This is a genomic window from Pseudomonas sp. NPDC089758, assembly GCF_044748705.1.
Taxonomy (GTDB): Bacteria; Pseudomonadota; Gammaproteobacteria; order Pseudomonadales; family Pseudomonadaceae; genus Aquipseudomonas; species Aquipseudomonas putida_X.
This window is the reverse complement of sequence record NZ_JBIVGN010000004.1, coordinates 71528-90339: the sequence shown is the minus strand read 5'-3', so window position 1 is coordinate 90339 and position 18812 is coordinate 71528. Positions and strand designations below refer to the sequence as shown.

Here is an 18812-nt window from a genome sequence, read left to right as displayed (position 1 = left end):
TCAGGCACCGGCCGCGAGGGTGGCGATACTCAGCAGGTAGCCTTCGTTGCGGATGGTCAGGATTTGCGCGGCCCCCGCCGGCGCCCGGCGCAGCTGCTGGCGCAGGCGGCTGACGCACATGTCCACCGAGCGGTCGTCGGGCAGGTGGTCGCGGCCGAACGCGCTACGGGTCAGTTGGTCACGGGAGACCACACGGTTGTTGGCTTCCAGCAGTTCGCGCAGCACGCGGTAGTCGGAGCGCGGCAGGGTCAGGGTCTCGCCATCCGGGCCGGCGAGCAGGCGCTTGGCGTGTTCCAGGCGAAAGCCTGCGAACAGCTGGGCCTCCACCACGGGTTCTTCGGCACAGGTGCCCAGGCGTTGCGGACGACGTAGTACGGCTTTGATCCGGGCGATCAGTTCGCGTGGTTCGAAGGGCTTGGCCAGATAGTCGTCGGCGCCCACTTCCAGGCCGATGATGCGGTCCAGCGTGCTGCCCTTGGCTGACAGCATGATCACCGCCACCCCGGGGGTGGCCTGCAGCTGCCTGCACAGGCTAAGGCCATCTTCACCCGGCAGCATCAGGTCGAGCACCACCAGTTCCACTTTGTGCTGGGCCAGCTGGTCGCGCATCTGTTCACCGTCGGCTGCGGACAGCACGTTGTAGCCGGCATCGGTCAGGTAATCAGAAAGAAGTTCACGGATCTCGTCGTCATCATCGACAACCAGCAGGGTCGTGCTCATGCAGAAAAACACCTGTTCGGTGAGGGCCGGTGGCGCTCGTTACGTTCAATTACATCCCCGTACATGTCGGGTCTGGAGCCCGGAGGGCTGATCCCTAGAATCCTAACAAAAAATCATCTGCAAATACGAAGCCTTCCCAAATGAATCCCAAGAGCATCCCGACAGCGTTCACTCCCTCCAGTCAAAGTGGCAGTCGCTTCAAGCCGCTGGCCTTCTGCGTTGCCGTCGCCATCAGCGGTGGGGCAATGGCTGCCGACGGCAAGCCCCTTGTACTGGAGGCCACGCAAATCGAAGACAGCGCATTGATGCCTGCCGACGACGCCGGCCAGTTGGGCTACACGGTCGAGAGCACCCGTAGCTCCACAGGCCTGGCACTGACGCCACGGCAGACACCGCAATCGGTTACCACCATCACCCGCCAGCAGATGGATGACCGCGATATCCACACTATCGAGCAGGCACTGGAAACCGCCCCAGGTGTAACGGCCAACAAGTCCGAGGTGGGTGGGCGCACCGACTACCGCGCGCGTGGTTACTCGATCAGCAACTGGAAGGTCGATGGCCTGCAGACCCAGGGCGGCTCCGATTTCAGTGGCAGCGGTAATGCGCTGAACATGGACCTGTATGAACGCATCGACATCGTGCGCGGCGCCAACGGCCTGCTGGGCGGCACCGGCGACCCCTCGGCCACCGTCAACCTGATCCGCAAGGCACCGACCAAAACCTTCGGCGGCAGCGCCTATGCCACCTACGGCAGCTGGGACAAGCGTCGTCTGGGTGCTGACTTGAACCTGCCGCTATCCGAAGATGGCCGCCTGCGCTCGCGTTTCGTGATGACCCAGCAGGATGCCAACTCCTTCCGTGACAACCAGTCAGAGCGCTTGCGCGCCGCGTTGGCCAATTTCGAGTTCGACCTGGACGACGCCACTACCCTGGGCGCCGGTTACCAGTATGAATACAGCAAGGTCGTGGGCGGCGGCTGGGGGGCGAATATCCCGATCTGGTACCGCGATGGCAGCAAGACCGACTTGCCGCGCAGCACCAACGTGGTGCCCAGCTGGAGCTTTGGCGAATACACCACCCGCACTGCGTTCGGCTCGCTAGAGCACCGCTTCGACAACGACTGGACCCTGGACCTGAAAGCCGCCCAGGCCACCACCGAAGCCCTGAACCACCGGGGCCTTGCCAAGGTGAACTCGGCAGGACGCGGCAGCTACGGTGGCTATTGGGACCAGGACGGCAGCGGCGCCGTACTGAACGGTTTGCACAGCTCCAGCGACACCACTCAGCAGTCGGCGCAGATCGACCTGTCTGGCCCGTTCCAGCTGCTCGGCCGCACCCACCAGGCCATGGTCGGCTACAACGACAGCCGCACCGTCGGCTGGTCACCCCAGTACTCCTGCACCATGGTCGGTGACAGCATGACCAGCGCGCCTGCACTGGGCTGCCAGTTCCGCGCCAACAACGGCTTTCCAGTGACCGACTGGCACAATGGCGTGGATGACGACTATGACCTCGTCGCCTCGCGCACCGGCCTTCACAGCAAGACCACCACCCGCCTGCAGGGCATGTACGCCGCCACCCGCCTGAGCATTACCGACCCGTTGTCGGTGATCGTTGGCGTGCGCACCAGCAACTATTCTTCGGTCACCCGCAGCGTGGCCGGCGAGCGCACCAGCCAGGAAGAAAACGGCATCGTCACCCCCTACCTGGGCGCGGTTTATGACCTCAGCGACAACTACTCGGTGTATGCCAGCTACACCGATATCTTCACGCCGCAAACCTCTGAAACCAGCAGCGGCAGCAAGGTCGAGCCGATTCGTGGGCAAAGCTACGAAACAGGTATCAAGGGTGAGTGGTTCGATGGTCGCCTGAACGCCTCGGCGGCCTACTTTCGCACCAAGCAGGAAAACAAGGCCGTGCTGGACGGCGACCTGACCACCCCGACCGGCGACAGCGCCTACAAGGCCGGTTCCGGGCAGGAAACCGACGGTATCGATCTGGAAGTCGCAGGCGCCCTGACCCCGAACTGGAACGTCTACGCCGGTTACACCTACCTACACTTGCGCCGCGTCGACAGCGACGGCCGCAGCGACCCGTCGCACCTGTTCAAGGCCTCCACCACGTACCGCCTGAGCGGCCCGCTCGACCGCCTGACACTGGGTGCCGGCGTGACTGCGCAGACCAACATCCGCGCCATCTCCAGCCCGGCTGGCCAGCCCACCAACGGTGTGAGTAATGGTGCCACCGACGTGAACTGGTCCGGGTATGCCATCTGGAATGCCATGGCCAAGTACCAGCTGACCGACGACACCAGCGTCAGCCTCAACGCCAACAACCTGTTCGACAAACACTACTACACCCAATACGGGTTCTATGCCGGGGCCATCTACGGCGACCCGCGTAATCTGTCGCTGACGGTAAGCACCGCGTTCTGATCAAGCCCAGCTTGCCCTGGATCAATCGGCTTCTCCAACGGGCTCTCAAAGCTGTTGCAATCCTCGCCCAGCCCGTCGTTTGACGGGCATCAATCCATTGGCGATCGCCAGGTCAACGTGCATCGCGACCCAGATATCTGGTTGGCAGATATATGGATCCGAGATTTTTTCCACCCAATGTGGGTGCGCCGGGACAACACAATACGGGTCATAATGAAAGCGGCGGTTACCAGGGCGATTGAAGCCCACGGCCAGTGGAAAGCGCCCCTTAGCCTGTGGCTGACGACCTTTGACAGGGCGACGTTGCGGTTTGAATCTTTTGAACAATTGAGGCAGACGTGGGCCACTGTGTCTGGCTGGAATGTTGATCGCATCCCCCACTCAAGACTCAGGCCCGCCAGCCGCAAAGGGCCGCTTGATATCTACGTGTTCGATATCAAGAAAAACGAATGCCGCCTGATCGCGTGGCTCAATGCGCGAACGGGCACTCTCTACATCAAGGCCATTCTGTCGCACGCCGAGTACGACAAATGGTGCAGAAGCGATATCAGGTAGCAACCTGGGCCGCGCCCTATTTCAATTCGACAGGTGACAACATGAAGCGGGATAAAGTCGAAGCCAATGGACTAGATGCCTTCATCGCTAATATTTCACCCATGCTCGATGGCCTGAACACTCAGATGGCAACCATGGCCCAGCTTCTGGCCGCCTGCCATGACCCCATCAAGGACGATGCCGAGCTTGAGGCACGCATGGCATTGATCGACGAGCTCTACTCCCACGCGGACAGCGAAGGCCACGCTGCGGCACGTTTTGCGGAGATGGTAGCGGACCGCGTCTACGCGTATGAAAGTGACTCTGTATTGGTGCCGTTCGCGAGCCAGGCCGAAGCGTTGGCCTTTCTGCTAGCGGACAGGGGCGTGAAGCAGAAGGACCTGTCGGCGATAGCGACCCAGAGCGCAGTATCCGAGATTCTGAACAACAAGCGAAAGATGACGGTCGCGCAGATAAAGGGCTTTGCTGAGTTTTTCAGCGTACCGGTCGAGTTCTTCATGCATGGGGTGGTGTGACAGAGAAGAAAGGGTGGTGCCGCTCAGTAAAAGCCAAACCCAAAAGGCCAACCTTTCGGTGTAATGCTGTTCACTGCCGGCTTACAACATCATCCGCCGGGAGGCCAGCCAAGCCGCAATCGCCTTTGGTCGAACACCATCGGACATACGCTCAAACCCGCCTTCCAGTACATCGCTATCGGCTACGGGCAAGAGGTTGGCTGAGTTACGGGGAGGTGATGCGGGGATGTTTCTGGATCACCGCCCAAGCCCAGGAAGGCCTGGGACGGTGAAGATTTTTCAAACCCCGGTATCAGGTGGAGCGCAAGGCTGCTCCGCTTAAGTGAACAGCATTACGCCCCATAGGGTGGCGTTTTCATTGCTCAGGCAATGATCACTTCAGCTTCACGCCTTCGACGCTGATGTCCAGGTCGAGGGTCTGCGAGGTTGGGCCTGGGCCCTTGATGCCGAAGTCGTTCAGGTTCAGCGTGGTGGTGGCGTTGAAGCCAGCACGCTCACCGCCCCACGGGTCCTTGCCTTCACCGTTGAAGGTGGCCTTGAAGGTCACCGGCTTGGTCACACCGTGCAGTGTCAGGTCACCGGTCACGTCTGCGGTTTTTTCGCCGGTGGACTTGACGGCGGTGGAAACGAATTTGGCTTCTGGGTACTTCTTCACATCCAGGAAGTCAGCGCTGGCGATATGCTTGTCACGCTCGGCGTGATTCGACCACAGGCTGGCGGTTTTCAGGTCGACGCTGATCTTGCTGGCTTCAGGCTTGTCGCTATCCCACGTGAAGTTACCGTCGAAGTCCTTGAAGGTACCGTGAATGAAGCTGTAGCCCAGGTGGCTGATTTTCCAGTCGACGAACGCGTGCTGGCCTTCCTTGTCGATCTTGTACTCGGCGGCCATGGCCTGACCAGCACTGAGCAGAGCGGTACCGAGCGCCAAAGCGGCAAAAGTCTTTTTCAACATCCTTTAAGTTCCTTGCAATTGAGGTTGAGAGTCAAGCTTTGCGGCCCAGCATGCGAACCAGGGTCGCGTCACGGTCAATGTAATGGTGCTTCAGGGCAGCCACGGCATGCAGCGCGGCGAAAATCACCAGGCCCCACGCCAGCCACAGATGAACCACGCCAGCCAGGTCTGCCTGGTCAGGCAGGTCACTGACAAGGGCAGGTACTTCAAACAAGCCAAACACTGGAATACCGACACCATCGGCAGTGGAGATCAGGTAGCCGGCGATCATCACCGCGAACAGGCCCACGTACAGCGCCAAATGCCCCAACTTGGCGGCCAGCCGGGTGAATGCACCGTGGCTGGCAGGCGCCGGCGGCGGTGGGCTGATGAAGCGCCACAGCACACGCACGAGCATGACGGCCATGAGCACCAGGCCGATGCTCTTGTGCAGGTCCGGGCCAGCCTTGCGCCAAGGGCTGTAATAATCGAGACCGACCATCCACAGACCAAGACCGAACAGGCCAAAGACCGCCAGCGCAACCCCCCAGTGCAAGAGGATGCTGACAACGCCATAGCGAGAAGGTGAATTGCGCAGTTGCATGATGCCGTGTTTCCCCGTGGAAGCTGTGCACAGACTAACGCGTAACGTATCGAATAAAAGCACAAAAAATTGCTTTGGATTATCGATAAATCCGATGTTAATTGTCCGAGTCGGCTATTAAGGAAACATTAACGATAGTGGGTAATGCCAAGTTGTCAGCCCTGGCCCTGACATCCGCTTGGCGGTGACAGGGCCAGGCGATCACCCCTCAGCCAGCCTTGGCCTGGGCCGGTTGTGGAGCTGAAGCTGGAGCTGGAGAAGCCTTGGCTTCAGGCTTGTCGGCGCTGCCGAACAACCGCGAGAAGAAACCAGGCTTGTCCACCTTCGCCTCCTCGGCCTTCACCGGTTCTGCTTTGGCGGGTGCCTTCTCGGCGTCGTCCGCCTTGTCGGATGAACCACCGAACAGGTTGGAGAAGAACCCACCGTTGTCCTGCCTTGCCGCACCTGTCGCCGCCACAGGGGCAGCTTTGGCGGGGTCGAACGACTTGCCGGCCAGCAGGTCCTGCACTTGGCTGGCGGCACGCTGGCCACTGCGCAGGGCACCTTCAAGGGTGCCTGGGTACAGCGCGTCGGTATGCTCACCGGCAAACGCAATGCGTTGCACCGGGCGCTCCCACAGGCGCCAGTACTTGCTGATCTGCCCTGGGCCATAGGCCAGGTAAGCACCGCCTGTGCCGGCATCGGCGCTGTAGCGCTTGACCTCATAACCGGTGAACGCACCACGGGCCTTTGGATAGAAGGCATGCAGGCGGATCAATACCTGGTCGACCATCTGTTTGTCGCCGAACGCCTGCAGCAGACGGGCGTTGTCACCCGACAGGTTGATCACCACGTTGGCGCCGCCTTTGAGTGCTGGCTCGATCCACAGCATGCCAAGGCCTGCGTTGCTGAAGATTTCGCCAGACATGCGAGCGCGGCTTTCCCAGACTGGCTGCTTGAATTTGAGCAGCAACTGATCGCGCCAACCATAGTTGGTGCCCCTCAGCGCCGCGATGTGCTGGGTGTCCAGGGCTGGAGTGATCTGGATCTTGGCCAGGGCACGTAGCGGCACCGCCATGACCACATAATCGGCCTGATAGCTGGCGCTGCCGACTTTGACGGTGACCCCGCTGCTGTCCTGAACGATGGAGGTGACTGGCGAGCTGGTCTTGATGGTTTTCAGCTGCTTGACGAACGCCTGGGCCAGCACCGGGCTGCCGCCAGGCAAGCGTGCGGCACGCAGGTCACGGTCGCTGACGCCGCGGTAGACACGGCTCTGCTGGGCGAAGTACAGCAGCGAGAGACGCGATGGCTCGTCATAGCGGGTACGGATCTGCTGGTTGATCAGCTGCCGTGCAGTGCTGGGCAACTGCAGCTTGTCGAGCCAGGTGGATACGTTCATCTGGTCGAGGGCGAACAGCGTACTGGTGGCCTGCGGTTTGAGCGGGTCATCGATCGAACGGGCCAGGTCATCGAGGGTCTTCTCGTAGCGCTTGAGCGCTTCGGCGGTAGCTGGCTGGCGGGTAGTCAGGTCGCTGGCGCTGAAGTACTCCCCGTCGATCAGATACCCCGGAGTACGGACGAACTCGGGCGCGGGCAGTGTCTCGAGCTTGAAACGCTCAAGGTACTGGTTGAGTACCGGCTGAGCCTTGCTGTTGCCGACCCACTCACTGGTGGCCAGGCCCGAGCGGCCGCCCATGCCGGCCTTGGCCTCCAGCAAGGTTACCTGCCAACCCTTGTTCTGCAGCTCGTAGGCCGCAGTCAGGCCTGCCAGGCCGCCACCCACCACGATTGCCGAAGGTGTCTTGTCCTTGGCCAGCGCGGCGCCGCTGGACACACCGATCAATACCAACGCGCACAGGCGCACCCAAGCAGCAGCCATGATGGCGAACTCCGAGTTGACGTTACAGAAATGGGAAGAGGCAAATGCCCCGAGATGATGCGTTAAGAATACGTCAGGTATGGCGACCCTGCCACCACAGCGCCATCAAGTGCCTTTGGCAACTGGCATTTTTGTCAGTAGACAGGCCTGCTGCCGTTGCGCAACGCTGGTCTGGGTAGCCGGAAAACCGACAAAAGGAGCTGCGCATGATCTACGAGGAGCACTTTGCCCAGGTCAAAAGGCAGCTCCTGTGGCACAAACAAACGTTACAGACGCCATCGGGCTTGCGTATCCGCAGCAATGGCACTTCCTGGGCCGGTGTTCACGAAGCGTGCAAAGGTGAGGACGGCACCGAACTGGTGATAGGCGAGCAGTGTGAGGTGGAAATCAGCTTCAGCCAGGAGGTCGAGAGCCTTCGCCTGGAATGCTACGTCGTCAGCGACCAGCACTTCGAAGATGTAACGATGCTCCTGGATACAGAGAGCCTGGATTGGGGCGTGTTTGCCCCGCCCCCGCACAACTTCTACTGGTTGACGCTTTCAGGCAGCGGCTATACCGAGTTCATGCCTGGGCATTTTTCCACTCAACCTTGCTATCAGCACCTCCCCGGGCCCTTTCGCTGCCTGACCATCTCCACCTCCAGAGCCGGCACCGTGCATATCCGCAAGTTCGAATGGACCCACACCAGTCGCCATTGACCCGCAGCGGTTGTCCTGCCTCCTGGCATTGCTTAGGCTTACGCGGTCAAACATGCCGTAACGCCAGGAGAAGTGCCAATGGGCCTCAATGATCAATGGATGCAGCGTGACCTGAAGGTCTTGTGGCACCCCTGCACCCAGATGAAAGACCACGAGCAGTTGCCGCTGATCCCGATCAAGCGCGGGGAAGGCGTGTGGCTCGAGGACTTCGAAGGCAAACGCTACCTGGATGCGGTCAGCAGCTGGTGGGTGAATGTGTTTGGCCACGCCAACCCGCGCATCAATCAGCGCATCAAGGACCAGGTCGATCAACTCGAGCATGTGATCCTGGCAGGTTTCAGCCACCAGCCGGTGATCGAACTGTCCGAGCGCCTGGTGGCGATGACCCCTGCCGGCCTGGACCGGGTGTTCTATGCCGACAATGGCTCGTCGTGCATCGAAGTGGCGCTGAAAATGAGCTTCCATTACTGGCAGAACATCGGCAAACCGGCGAAAAAGCGCTTCGTCACCCTGACCAACAGCTACCACGGCGAGACCATCGCTGCGATGTCGGTGGGCGATGTGCCGCTGTTCACCGAAACCTACAAAGCGCTGCTGCTCGACACCATCAAGGTACCTAGCCCGGATTGCTACCTGCGCCCCGAAGGCATGGGATGGGAAGAGCACTCGCGCAACATGTTCAGCGCCATGGAACAGACGCTGGCCGAACACCACGAAACGATCTCGGCGGTCATCATCGAGCCGCTGATCCAGGGTGCAGGCGGCATGCGCATGTACCACCCGGTCTATCTCAAGCTGCTGCGCGAGGCGTGCGACCGCTATGGCGTGCACTTGATCCACGACGAGATTGCCGTGGGCTTTGGGCGCACCGGCACGATGTTCGCTTGTGAGCAGGCTGGCATCCGCCCTGATTTCCTGTGCCTGTCCAAGGCGCTGACCGGTGGCTACCTGCCGCTGGCCGCATGCCTGACCACCGACACGGTGTACCAGGCGTTCTACGACGACTACCCGACCCTGCGCGCATTCCTGCATTCGCACAGCTACACCGGCAACCCGCTGGCCTGCGCCGCGGCCCTGGCGACCCTGGACATCTTCGAACAGGACAACGTCATCGAGGCCAACAAGGCGTTGGCCTCACGCATGGCCAGTGCCACTGCGCACCTGGCCGATCATGCCCATGTTGCCGAAATCCGCCAGACCGGCATGGCCCTGGCGATCGAAATGGTCCAGGAGAAGGCGGGCAAGGTCGCCTACCCGTGGCAGCAGCGCCGTGGCCTGAAAGTGTTCGAGCATGCCCTGACCCGCGGCGCCCTGCTGCGCCCGCTGGGCAGCGTGGTGTACTTCCTGCCGCCGTACGTGATCACGCCCGAGCAGATCGACTTCCTTGCCGAGGTTGCCAGTGAAGGCATCGATATCGCCACGCGAGAAAGCGTCAGCGTGGCAGTGCCAGCGAACCTCCACCCCGATTTCCGCGACCCGGGCTAACCGACCAGCAATCGCACTGCCATGCAGGTGGGCCTTGTGTCGCGCCTGCAAGGCCGACGTCCAACCTTCTTCCTGAGCAAAACCATGAGACTGTCCCGTTTCTTCATCGACGCCCCCCTGAGCCTCGGCGAGCACGACCTGCCCGAAGCCCAGGCCCACTATATCGGCCGCGTACTGCGTATGGCCCCTGGCGACGCCGTGCAATTGTTCGATGGCAGCGGCCAGGAATACCTGGGCCAATTGCTCGAAGTGGGCAAGAAGAGCGTGCGCGTGAGCCTCGACCAGGCCGTCGCCGGCCAGGCCGAGTCGCCCTTGCACATACACCTGGGCCAGGGGCTTTCCCGTGGCGAGCGCATGGACTGGGCGATCCAGAAGGCCACTGAACTGGGCGCCAATGAAATCACCCCGATCGTCAGCGAACGCTGTGAAGTGCGCCTCAAAGACGAGCGCGCCGACAAGCGCCTCGCCCACTGGCGCCAGGTGGCGATCAGCGCCTGCGAACAATGCGGCCGCTCGACCTTGCCGATCATCCATGCGCCCGTGACCTTGGCAGACTGGATCAAGGGCAGCGATGCTGACCTGAAACTGGTCTTGCACCCTGTCGCCGAGCCGTTGACCAGTCATGACAAACCGGCACGCCTGGCGTTTCTGATCGGCCCTGAGGGTGGTTTGAGCGAAGCGGAAGTCGACCAGGCAAAGGGCGCGGGCTTCCACGCCGCCCGCCTCGGCCCGCGGGTGCTGCGCACCGAAACAGCACCGGTGGTGGCCCTGTCGGTGGCGCAACAGCTGTGGGGCGACTTCTAACGCACGTAGAAGGACACTGCCACGAAGTGCATCAGGCTGCCAGCGATCACGAACAGGTGCCAGATGCCATGCCAGTGTCGGAATCGGCTGTCGAAGGCGAAGAAGATGATGCCCACGGTATAAAACACGCCGCCCGCCGCCAGCCAGGCAAAGCCGGCGGTGCCCAGGCTTTGCAGCAGCGGGTTGACCGCCACCAGCACGATCCAGCCCATCACTGCATAGATGATGATGGACAGGACCCGAGCCTCTGAGCGTGGCTTGATTTCCTGCAGCATGCCGATCACCGCCAGCCCCCAGACCACCCCGAACAGGCTCCAGCCCCATGGCCCGCGCAGGCTCACCAGGCAGAACGGTGTGTAGCTGCCGGCGATGAGCAGGTAGATGGACAGGTGATCGAGCTTGCGCATGATCACCTTGGCCCGCCCGCGGGTGCTGTGGTAGAGGGTGGAGATACTGTAGAGCAGCAGCAGTGTGCCGCCGTAGATCGAGAAGCTGACGATCTTCCAGGGATCGCGCTGCAGCCCTGCGCTGACGATCAGCCAGATGGCGCCAGTGCAGGCCAGCACGGCACCGACCAAATGGGTCCAAGCGTTGAAGCGTTCACCGTAATACATGCAAAAACAGACCTCCCAAACGTCTGCAAGTTGCTTCGAGCTGCAAGCTGCAAGCTGCAAGCTGCAAGCTGCAAGCTACAAGCTACAAGCAAGAGCAAGAGCAAGAGCAAGAGCAAGAGCAAGAGCAAGAGCAAGAGCAAGAGCGATACTCTCCCACTCAACGCGATCAGCTTGAAACTTGAAGCTTGCCGCTTGCAGCTGCTGTCATGGCAGGTGCGCGTCACGCACGAGCCTTTCCAGCCCAACCAGGTCGGGCACCCGTGCCACCTGCTCGCCCACCTGCACCGCCGCCAACTCCAGGCTGGCCAACGCCACATCCACATAATTCAGCTGGCTGTCGAGCTTGCACGAGCGTGGGATGTCCTGCAGCAACACCGCCAGATATCGCAGGCCGGTGTCGCCCAAAGCGTTCAGCACCACGATACGCGCCCGCTCGCCACACGGGGTTTCACCACCGCACGCTGCCTCGAAGCCGATCAGCGGCAAGTGCTGCTGGCGCCAGTCGATCCACCCCAGGTGCCAGGACGGTTGGCCACGCTGGCACACCAGGTTGCGCTGGCCGATAAGCTCGGCCACAGCCACATTGGGCAACACCAGGGTTCGGTCGCCCAACGGCAACAACAGGCCGGTCAGGCTGCTGCGCTGGCCTGCGATCAACTCAAGCATGGGTTTGGCTCCAATGGGCGATACTCTGCAGCAGCACCGACTCCTGATACGGCTTGCCCAGATAGTCGTTGACACCGATGGCCATGGCCCGGTCGCGGTGCTTCTGCCCGGTGCGTGAGGTGATCATGATGATCGGCAGGTCCTTCAGGCGCTCATCGCGACGAATGCGGGTGGCCACTTCAAAGCCATCCATGCGCGGCATTTCGATATCCAGCAGCAACACATCCGGGCGGTGCTCTTCCAGCAGTGCCATGGCATCCACACCGTCCTTGGCCGTCAGCACGCTCATGCCATGGCGCTCCAGCAGGCGGCTGGTCACCTTGCGCACGGTCACCGAATCATCCACCACCATCACCAGCAATGCCCGCCGCGGCGCCGGGCCGAACAGCGTGCGCTGCACCCCGCTACCACCCGGCAGCCGCGCCAGGCGGCGCTGCTGGCCGCGCAACTGGCCAAGCAGATCAAGAATCAGCACCACCCGACCATCACCGAGCAAGGTCGCGCCGGACAACCCTGGCACGGCAGCGAACTGCGGGCCCAAGCTCTTCACCACGATCTCGCGGCTCGGCGACAGGCTGTCGACCTGGATCGCGAACGACTGTTGCTGGGAATGCACCAGCAACACCGGCAATGGCACGCTCTGGCCCAGAAGGCTCGGCCGCGGCAGGCCTTGCAGCAGCTCGCCCAGGTAACGCAAATCGTATTCATGGCCAGCATAGGCGTAGCGCGGCACATCCCGCTGGTAACAGATAGCCAGCTCGGCCGGCGGCACCCGCACGATGCCTTCGATGGTATTGAGCGGGATGGCGTACTGCTCCTCACCCAGGTGAACCATCACGGCACGGTTGATCGACACCGTGAACGGCAGGCGAATCAGAAAGCGTGCGCCCTTGCCCTGCGCCGACTCGATACTCATCGAGCCACCCAGTTGCTTGACCTCTTCGTGCACCACGTCCATGCCCAGGCCACGCCCGGAAATCTGGGTGATCTTCTCTGCGGTGGAAAACCCCGGGCGCAAGATGAACTGCAGGATTTCGTGGTCACTCAGGTGGGCCTGGGGGTCCAGCAGGCCACGCTTGATCGCCTTGCGCCGCACCGCGTCCAGCGGCACGCCGGCGCCGTCGTCGGTCATCTCGATGACAATATCGGCCCCCTCATGGAGCAAATTGAGATGGATGGTGCCTTGCTCAGGTTTACCGGCAGCCAGGCGCGCTTCCCGGGTCTCGAGGCCATGATCCACAGCATTGCGCAGCATGTGCTCCAAGGGCGCGACCATACGTTCCAGAACACTGCGATCAAGCTCGCCTTCGGCGTTGCCGACCACCAGTTCCACCTGCTTGCCCAACTCGCTGGCCACTTGGCGCACCACCCGTTGCAAGCGCGGCACCAGGCGTTCGAATGGCACCATCAACGTCGCGGTGAGGCCTTCCTGCAACTGGCTGTTCACCCTCGCCTGCTGCTGCAGCAGGGCCTGCGCCTCCTGCGCGCGGTGGGCCAGCGTCTCTTTCAGGTCAAGCAGGTCAGAGGCCGATTCGAACAACGCCCGTGATAATTGTTGCAGTTGGGAATGGCGGTCCATTTCCAGCGGGTCGAAATCCTCGTAGGCGTCACCTTCGAACGGCTGACGGCTGCTGATTCGACCTTGGGTTTCCATGTCCAGGCGCAGCAACTGGTCGCGCATGCGCTCCAGCGTGGTTTCCATCTCGCTCAAGGCGAATTGGGCGTCATTGACCTGTTGCTCGATACGCCCACGAATCACCGAGTGCTCACCTGCCAGATTGCCCAGGTCATCGAGCAGTTCGGCATCCACCTTGACCAGGTCACCGGGGGGCCGCTCGGGCGAAGCGGCAGGTGCGTCGGCAGGTGCTGCCCCGGCCGGGGCCTGCCCGGCAACGCTGTCGGTCAGGGCGGCGCTGCTGAAGTTGCGGATGTAGTCGATCAACGCAGTCGCCGCATGCAGCGGCTGCCCCAGGCGCACTGCGTCGAGCATGTGCGCCAGGCGGTCATGGCAGTTCTGCAACAGGGCGAACAACGGCGCACCCGGTGGCAAGCGCCCGGCAGCCAGCAGTTCGTACAGGAATTCCAGTTCGTGGGCCAGGTCACCGATAGCGGCGATTTCCACCATGCGCGCCCCGCCCTTGAGCGTGTGCAAATCACGCAGCAGGTTGTCCACCTCGGCGCTGTTGCGCGGGTCGGCCTGCCAACGCGCAAGCGCGGCGGCGGCGCTTTCAACAATGTCGGAGCTTTCTTCGAGGAAGACTTCAAGCAGCTCCTTGTCGCCCGGGTTTTCCGCCTCCTCAGCCGGCGCCGAGGGGCCATCGAGGCGTGTGACCGAGCCTGGTGCCACCAGGCCAGTGGCCTCGGGCGCCAGGGCGTCGTCCAGCAAGCTCCGCAAGCCCTCGACGCAGGCTGGGCGGGCGGTCGGCTCCTGGCCGGCAGCGACTTCGTCGAGCATGTCGAGCAGCGCCTCGTGCGCCTGCCGTGCCAGGACAAAAAAGCGCCCATCGGCGGCCAGGCTGCCCTCTTCCACCGCGCCGTACAGGTCCAGCAGCGCTTCACAGACATCGTCCATCTGCCACAGGTCGGCCAGGTGTGCACCGTGGCAGAGGGTGGTCAGCCCGTCGAGCAAGCTGTCCAGCGACTGACGTTGGCCGGGCTGCTCCTGCCAGCGCGACAACAGGGCCTCGGCATCCAGCAGGATGTCCATCGACTGGGCGAGGAAGCTGGCGATCAACTGCGGGTCACGCTTGCCCCGGCGTCCATGCGGCGGCTCCTCATGCAAGCTGGCCAAGCGCAGGTCCACCGCTTCACCGACCTGTTCGATCAGTTGCGCGGCGCCGCAAATGGGTGCCAGCGGAGTGCTGGTCAATTGCGCCAGGCCCAGCTGGAACAAGCCGCGTGCCTCTTCAAGCCATTGGAGTTCTGCCGCTTGCAAAGGCAGGTGGTGCCCCCGGTACTCGCGCACCAGCCGGTCGAGCGCGGTGGCAAGCTCGGCGATTGGCAATACGCCGGCCATCGCGGCGCTGCCCTTCAAGGTGTGCAAGGCGCGTTGCAAGGTGTCGCTGACCTCGGTGCCCTGACCGTCTGTGCCCTGCAGAAATGCCTCCAGGCTGGCCAGATGGCCCTGGGCTTCATTGCGGAAGATGTCCAGCAGCAGCGGATCGAGGCCATCGATTTCGGCACCCGCGGGCGAATCCCTCTCCGCCAGCGCATGCAGGTGGCTCGCCAACTGCTCGATTTCGGTCACCTGCGGCATCTGGCCGGCGGCAAAATCGGCCAGCAGGTCGGGCAAATGAACCACGACCTGCTGCAGCGCCACCACACCCTCGGGGGCCAGTGTCGTGCGCCCTTCGAGTACCCGGTTGAGCAGGTGCTCACCGCCCCAGGCCAATTCGGCGACCGCCTGGGCATGGACCATGCGGCCACTGCCTTTGAGCGTATGCAAGTCGCGGCGCACCTCCAGCAAGGCATCCCGCAGGCTGTTATCGGCGCGCCAGCGCAACCAATGCCGCTCGATCTGCGGCAGCAGCTCGCCGGCCTCTTCCAGGAAGACCTCGCGCAACTCGTCATCGACCCCGTCGGTACTGCCGTCCTGGGCCATGGCGTCTTCGCCGAGCGTGCACTGCACACCGAGCGCCGCCAGGCTGGCGCGCGCCCTGGCGAGGAAAGGCTGGGCATCGGCCAGAGGGTCGGCTACCCGCCATTGCAGGTAACACTCACTGGCGCTGAGGGCATCGGCCAGGTGGTCAAGCTCAACCGCCGGCGGCTCGACGTCCAGGTGCTGCAACCAACCGTGCACGTAACCCGCGCAACCAGCCAAGACTTCCGCCGCGTCCGGCAGCATCAGCATCGCCAACGCCCCTCGTACCTGCTGCAGCAACCCCGGCAATGGTTGCAGGCGCTGGCGCGGCCAACCGGATTCCAGGCAATCGCCGATCAGGTCCTTGGCCTGCTGCAACACGTTCAGCGATTCGTTCAACACCAGCTGGCGAATCTCGGCCAGGTCCGAACCGGGCAAGCCGCCCTGCCCGCCCTCTTCCAGCGGGCCGACCATGCCATTGAGGCTCGCCTCCACATACAACAAGGCGCCCGCAACATCCATGAGTACCGCGTCATCCGCCGCGTGTTGGCCTTGAGCCAACGCCTGCAGGGTCATTACCTGATCGATGATGACCCGCCGAGGTTGCTGAAAGCCCAGGACCGCCAGGGTATCGGCCACATGACGCAAGGGCGCCAACAGGCTGTCCAGCTGTTCGCTGTGCTGACGGTCCCCGCGAACGAACTGGTCCAGGCGTTCCTTGATGCGCATCAGGTCGTCGCACAACGCGCTGATCACCGAACGCAGCGCGTCACGCCCAGGCCCTGCCTGAACCTGCTCCCGCCAATTGCCCAGCGACAGGTCGAGGTTGGCCAGGTCGTCCGAGCCGGCGAAGCGCTGCGCCGCTGCGCTGATCAGGCTGCCCTGGGCCAACGGTTCGACACCCCGGCAAGCCCGCAACTGGTTGAGCAGCGGCAGCATGACCAGAGGCAGGTCATGGCGCGCGCCGCGCAGCCGCTCCAGGTACGAGGGCAGTTGCTCAAGGCCGCGGAACAGCGGGCCCAGGCAGTCGCCGCGGGGGCTCACCTGGCCCTCGGCAAAGGCCCTGGCCAGCAGCTCCAGCTCTTCGGCCAGGCGCGTGGCACCGCGCAGTTCGAGCATGCGCAGGCAGCCGTGAACCTGGTGCAGGTTATCCACCACGAACGCCAGGATGGACAGATCGCCGGTATCCCCGGCAAAGCGCTCAAGGGCCTGGCGCGCCTGCCCCAGGCAATCGAGGATGGACGCCTTGGTCCAGGCCAGAGCGACGGTATCGTGGCGCTCGGGGCTTGTTGCTGCAGCCATCATGACTCCTCAGCGCCGCTCGGCGGGTGCCGGCAGGGTGAAACCGGACACGGAGCGGCGCATCTCGCTGGCCATCCGCGCCAGGTGGCGGATACTGTCGGCGGTGGCGCCGGAGCCCGCGGAGGTCTGCGCGGTAATCTGCTGGATGACCGACATGGTGTGGGAAATTTGCCCGGCCGACGAGGTCTGCAACTGGGCGGCGTCGGAGATGCTGTGGATAAGTTCGGCCAGGGTCTGCGACACCCCTTCGATTTCGGCCAGCGCCACCCCGGCGTCCTGCGCCAGGCGTGCGCCGCGCACGACCTCGGCGGTGGTCTGCTCCATGGAGATCACCGCCTCGTTGGTATCGGCCTGAATGGTGCGTACCAGTGCCTCGATCTGCCGCGTTGCCGAGGATGAACGCTCAGCCAGACGCTGAACTTCATCGGCCACCACGGCAAAGCCACGACCGGCCTCTCCCGCCAACGAAGCCTGGATGGCGGCATTGAGCGCGAGAATGTTGGTCTGGTCGGCAATGTCGTCGATCAGGCTGACGATGTCGCCGATTTCCTGGGAAGACTCACCCAGGCGCTTGATCCGCTTGGCGGTGTCCTGGATCTGCTCGCGGATGTTGTCCATGCCATTGATGGTGTTGTGCACCACTTCGTTGCCTTTGTTGGCGATCGCCACCGAACGCTCGGCTACCTTGGCCGACTCGTAGGCATGCGCGGAAACCCGGTCGATCGATTCGACCATGTCGCCCACAGCCTCGGACGCCTCACTGATTTGCTCGGCCTGATGCTCGGAGGCCTTGGCCAACTGGCGGGCGGTGTTCTGCGTGTCTTGTACCGCCGCTGCCACCTGCTCGGCGCTGTGGTTGATGGTGGCTACCAGGTCGCGCAGTTGGTCAACGGAATAGTTGATCGAGTCGGCGATCGCGCCGGTGAAATCTTCGGTCACCGAGACCGTCACCGTCAGGTCGCCGTCGGCGAGTTCTTCTATTTCGTCGAGCAGGCGCATGATCGCCTGCTGGTTGCGCTCGTTCTTCTCGGCGGTTTCTTGCAACTGGCGGTGGGTAGTGCGGACCATCACCAGGCCGATCAGGATGATCGAGGCCAGCGCCAGCAGGCCCAGTACATACCCACCGACGGTATCGAGGGTGCGTCCGGCGGCCAGGTTTTCGAAGCCGTTGGCGAGGTGCGAGGCCTCGTCGAGCAGCGTTTGCGAGAGGCTGAAGATGTTGCCGGCCGCTTCACGCACGCGGAACAGCTCTGGCGACGTTTCGAGGATTTCGTCGACGGATCCGGCGACGAACTGGAACAGCTCGGCGATTTCCGTCAGGCGCGCCCGTGCGTCGGCATCTTCGACGCGGGTCACCTGAATCGCCGGATTGCCCGCCAGCATGCCTTCGAGTACCTGACCAAAGCGGCTGGCATCGCGGCCGAAGGTATCGGCAGCCTGCGCCGCCGTATCGTCGCCTGCCAGCACGGTGTTGACCGAACCCAGAATGCGCTCGGCGAGCAGCAGCTGGCGCTGGGCAACCACCACCTGGCTGGCCGGGGCGCCGCTCTGCAACAGTATCTCCACCACCTTCTCGTATTCGACCTGCAGTTGCGGCACGGTTTCGGCCAGGGTCGCCGCCACCTGGTGCAGCGAGAGCACGGTCTGCTCACTGGCAAGGATGGTATCGGTGTTCTTGCGCAGGTTTTCCCAGTCCTGAAGCACCGCCTCCATTTCATCCTTCACCGTGACCGGCGCGGCTGGCAGGCCGGTGGACGGGTCGCCCTCTCGCAGGTAGCTCCAGCGCCGCTCGAAGTCGTTGCGCGCATCCGACAGCAGCTTGAAGGCCAAAGCCTTGCCCGCTGCTGCCTCGGTGGCATTCTTGGCGATGCGTTGCGACAGCACGCGCAGCTCACCCGCATGGCCGATGTACTGCTTGTCGTGGTTGGACTGGGTGTTGAGGTAGGCGAAATTGGCGAACAGCAGAATGATCGACAGAATCAGCACCACGAACAGCACGGTGATCTGAACGATGCTGCGCGTGCGCGGTGTCATGCTGC

At 62.8% G+C, this 18812-nt stretch carries 14 protein-coding genes and 1 pseudogene; 7 read left to right on the top strand and 8 right to left on the bottom strand.

The genetic code is table 11. From position 1 onward, the window contains the following. On the bottom strand, positions 1-720 hold the full coding sequence (locus tag ACIPZH_RS06920) for a response regulator (RefSeq protein WP_400635673.1): 720 nt from the start codon (positions 718-720) through the stop codon (positions 1-3). 140 nt (positions 721-860) lie between these two features. On the opposite strand from ACIPZH_RS06920, the gene ACIPZH_RS06915 reads away from it, so the two are divergent. The 4 genes and pseudogenes from ACIPZH_RS06915 to ACIPZH_RS06900 form a co-directional block, all read left to right on the top strand. Beyond that, positions 861-3158, top strand: a complete 2298-nt coding sequence (locus ACIPZH_RS06915) for a TonB-dependent siderophore receptor (protein WP_400635671.1) — start codon at positions 861-863, stop codon at positions 3156-3158. Between the two features lie 54 nt (positions 3159-3212). Next, positions 3213-3713 carry a type II toxin-antitoxin system HigB family toxin gene (locus tag ACIPZH_RS06910; protein WP_400635670.1) on the top strand — a complete coding sequence of 167 codons (501 nt, stop codon included), beginning with the start codon at positions 3213-3215 and terminating at the stop codon, positions 3711-3713. 41 nt (positions 3714-3754) lie between these two features. Beyond that, a complete protein-coding gene (locus ACIPZH_RS06905; RefSeq protein ID WP_400624709.1) occupies positions 3755-4228 on the top strand; it encodes a type II toxin-antitoxin system HigA family antitoxin in 474 nt (157 codons plus the stop codon). A 73-nt stretch (positions 4229-4301) separates the two neighbouring features. Then, positions 4302-4554 (top strand): annotated as a pseudogene (locus ACIPZH_RS06900) (IS4 family transposase); the annotation flags it as partial. A 47-nt stretch (positions 4555-4601) separates the two neighbouring features. Here the strand turns inward: ACIPZH_RS06900 and ACIPZH_RS06895 are convergent. From ACIPZH_RS06895 to ACIPZH_RS06885, 3 genes are all read right to left on the bottom strand, one after another. Next, positions 4602-5180 carry a YceI family protein gene (locus ACIPZH_RS06895; protein ID WP_400624707.1) on the bottom strand — a complete coding sequence of 193 codons (579 nt, stop codon included), beginning with the start codon at positions 5178-5180 and terminating at the stop codon, positions 4602-4604. A 31-nt stretch (positions 5181-5211) separates the two neighbouring features. After that, positions 5212-5763, bottom strand: a complete 552-nt coding sequence (locus tag ACIPZH_RS06890) for a cytochrome b (protein ID WP_267820518.1) — start codon at positions 5761-5763, stop codon at positions 5212-5214. Positions 5764-5971: 208 nt separating this feature from the next. After that, a complete protein-coding gene (locus ACIPZH_RS06885) occupies positions 5972-7624 on the bottom strand; it encodes a flavin monoamine oxidase family protein (RefSeq protein WP_400635669.1) in 1653 nt (550 codons plus the stop codon). Positions 7625-7830: 206 nt separating this feature from the next. On the opposite strand from ACIPZH_RS06885, the gene ACIPZH_RS06880 reads away from it, so the two are divergent. The 3 genes from ACIPZH_RS06880 (at position 7831) to ACIPZH_RS06870 (ending at position 10611) form a co-directional block, all read left to right on the top strand. After that, positions 7831-8322: a hypothetical protein gene (locus ACIPZH_RS06880; protein ID WP_267820514.1), complete on the top strand. Its 492-nt coding sequence runs from the start codon at positions 7831-7833 to the stop codon at positions 8320-8322. A 78-nt stretch (positions 8323-8400) separates the two neighbouring features. Beyond that, complete coding sequence (locus ACIPZH_RS06875) at positions 8401-9807, top strand: adenosylmethionine--8-amino-7-oxononanoate transaminase (RefSeq protein WP_400635668.1); 1407 nt, start codon at positions 8401-8403, stop codon at positions 9805-9807. 84 nt (positions 9808-9891) lie between these two features. Continuing rightward, entirely contained in the window at positions 9892-10611 is a 720-nt protein-coding gene (locus ACIPZH_RS06870) for a 16S rRNA (uracil(1498)-N(3))-methyltransferase (protein WP_400635667.1), read from the top strand. Here ACIPZH_RS06870 and ACIPZH_RS06865 read toward each other — a convergent pair. From ACIPZH_RS06865 to ACIPZH_RS06850, 4 genes are all read right to left on the bottom strand, one after another. After that, complete coding sequence (locus tag ACIPZH_RS06865) at positions 10608-11225, bottom strand: hemolysin III family protein (RefSeq protein ID WP_400635666.1); 618 nt, start codon at positions 11223-11225, stop codon at positions 10608-10610. The two genes, ACIPZH_RS06870 and ACIPZH_RS06865, sit on opposite strands and share 4 nt — an antisense overlap. A gap of 204 nt (positions 11226-11429) precedes the next feature. Beyond that, positions 11430-11891: a chemotaxis protein CheW gene (locus ACIPZH_RS06860; RefSeq protein ID WP_400635665.1), complete on the bottom strand. Its 462-nt coding sequence runs from the start codon at positions 11889-11891 to the stop codon at positions 11430-11432. Then, complete coding sequence (locus ACIPZH_RS06855; RefSeq protein WP_400635663.1) at positions 11884-16773, bottom strand: Hpt domain-containing protein; 4890 nt, start codon at positions 16771-16773, stop codon at positions 11884-11886. Before ACIPZH_RS06855 ends, ACIPZH_RS06860 begins: the two co-directional genes overlap by 8 nt. Positions 16774-16782: 9 nt before the next feature. Continuing rightward, positions 16783-18807 (bottom strand): methyl-accepting chemotaxis protein, encoded by a 2025-nt coding sequence (locus ACIPZH_RS06850; protein WP_349975278.1) that lies wholly within the window; start codon positions 18805-18807, stop codon positions 16783-16785. Positions 18808-18812: the final 5 nt, after the last annotated feature.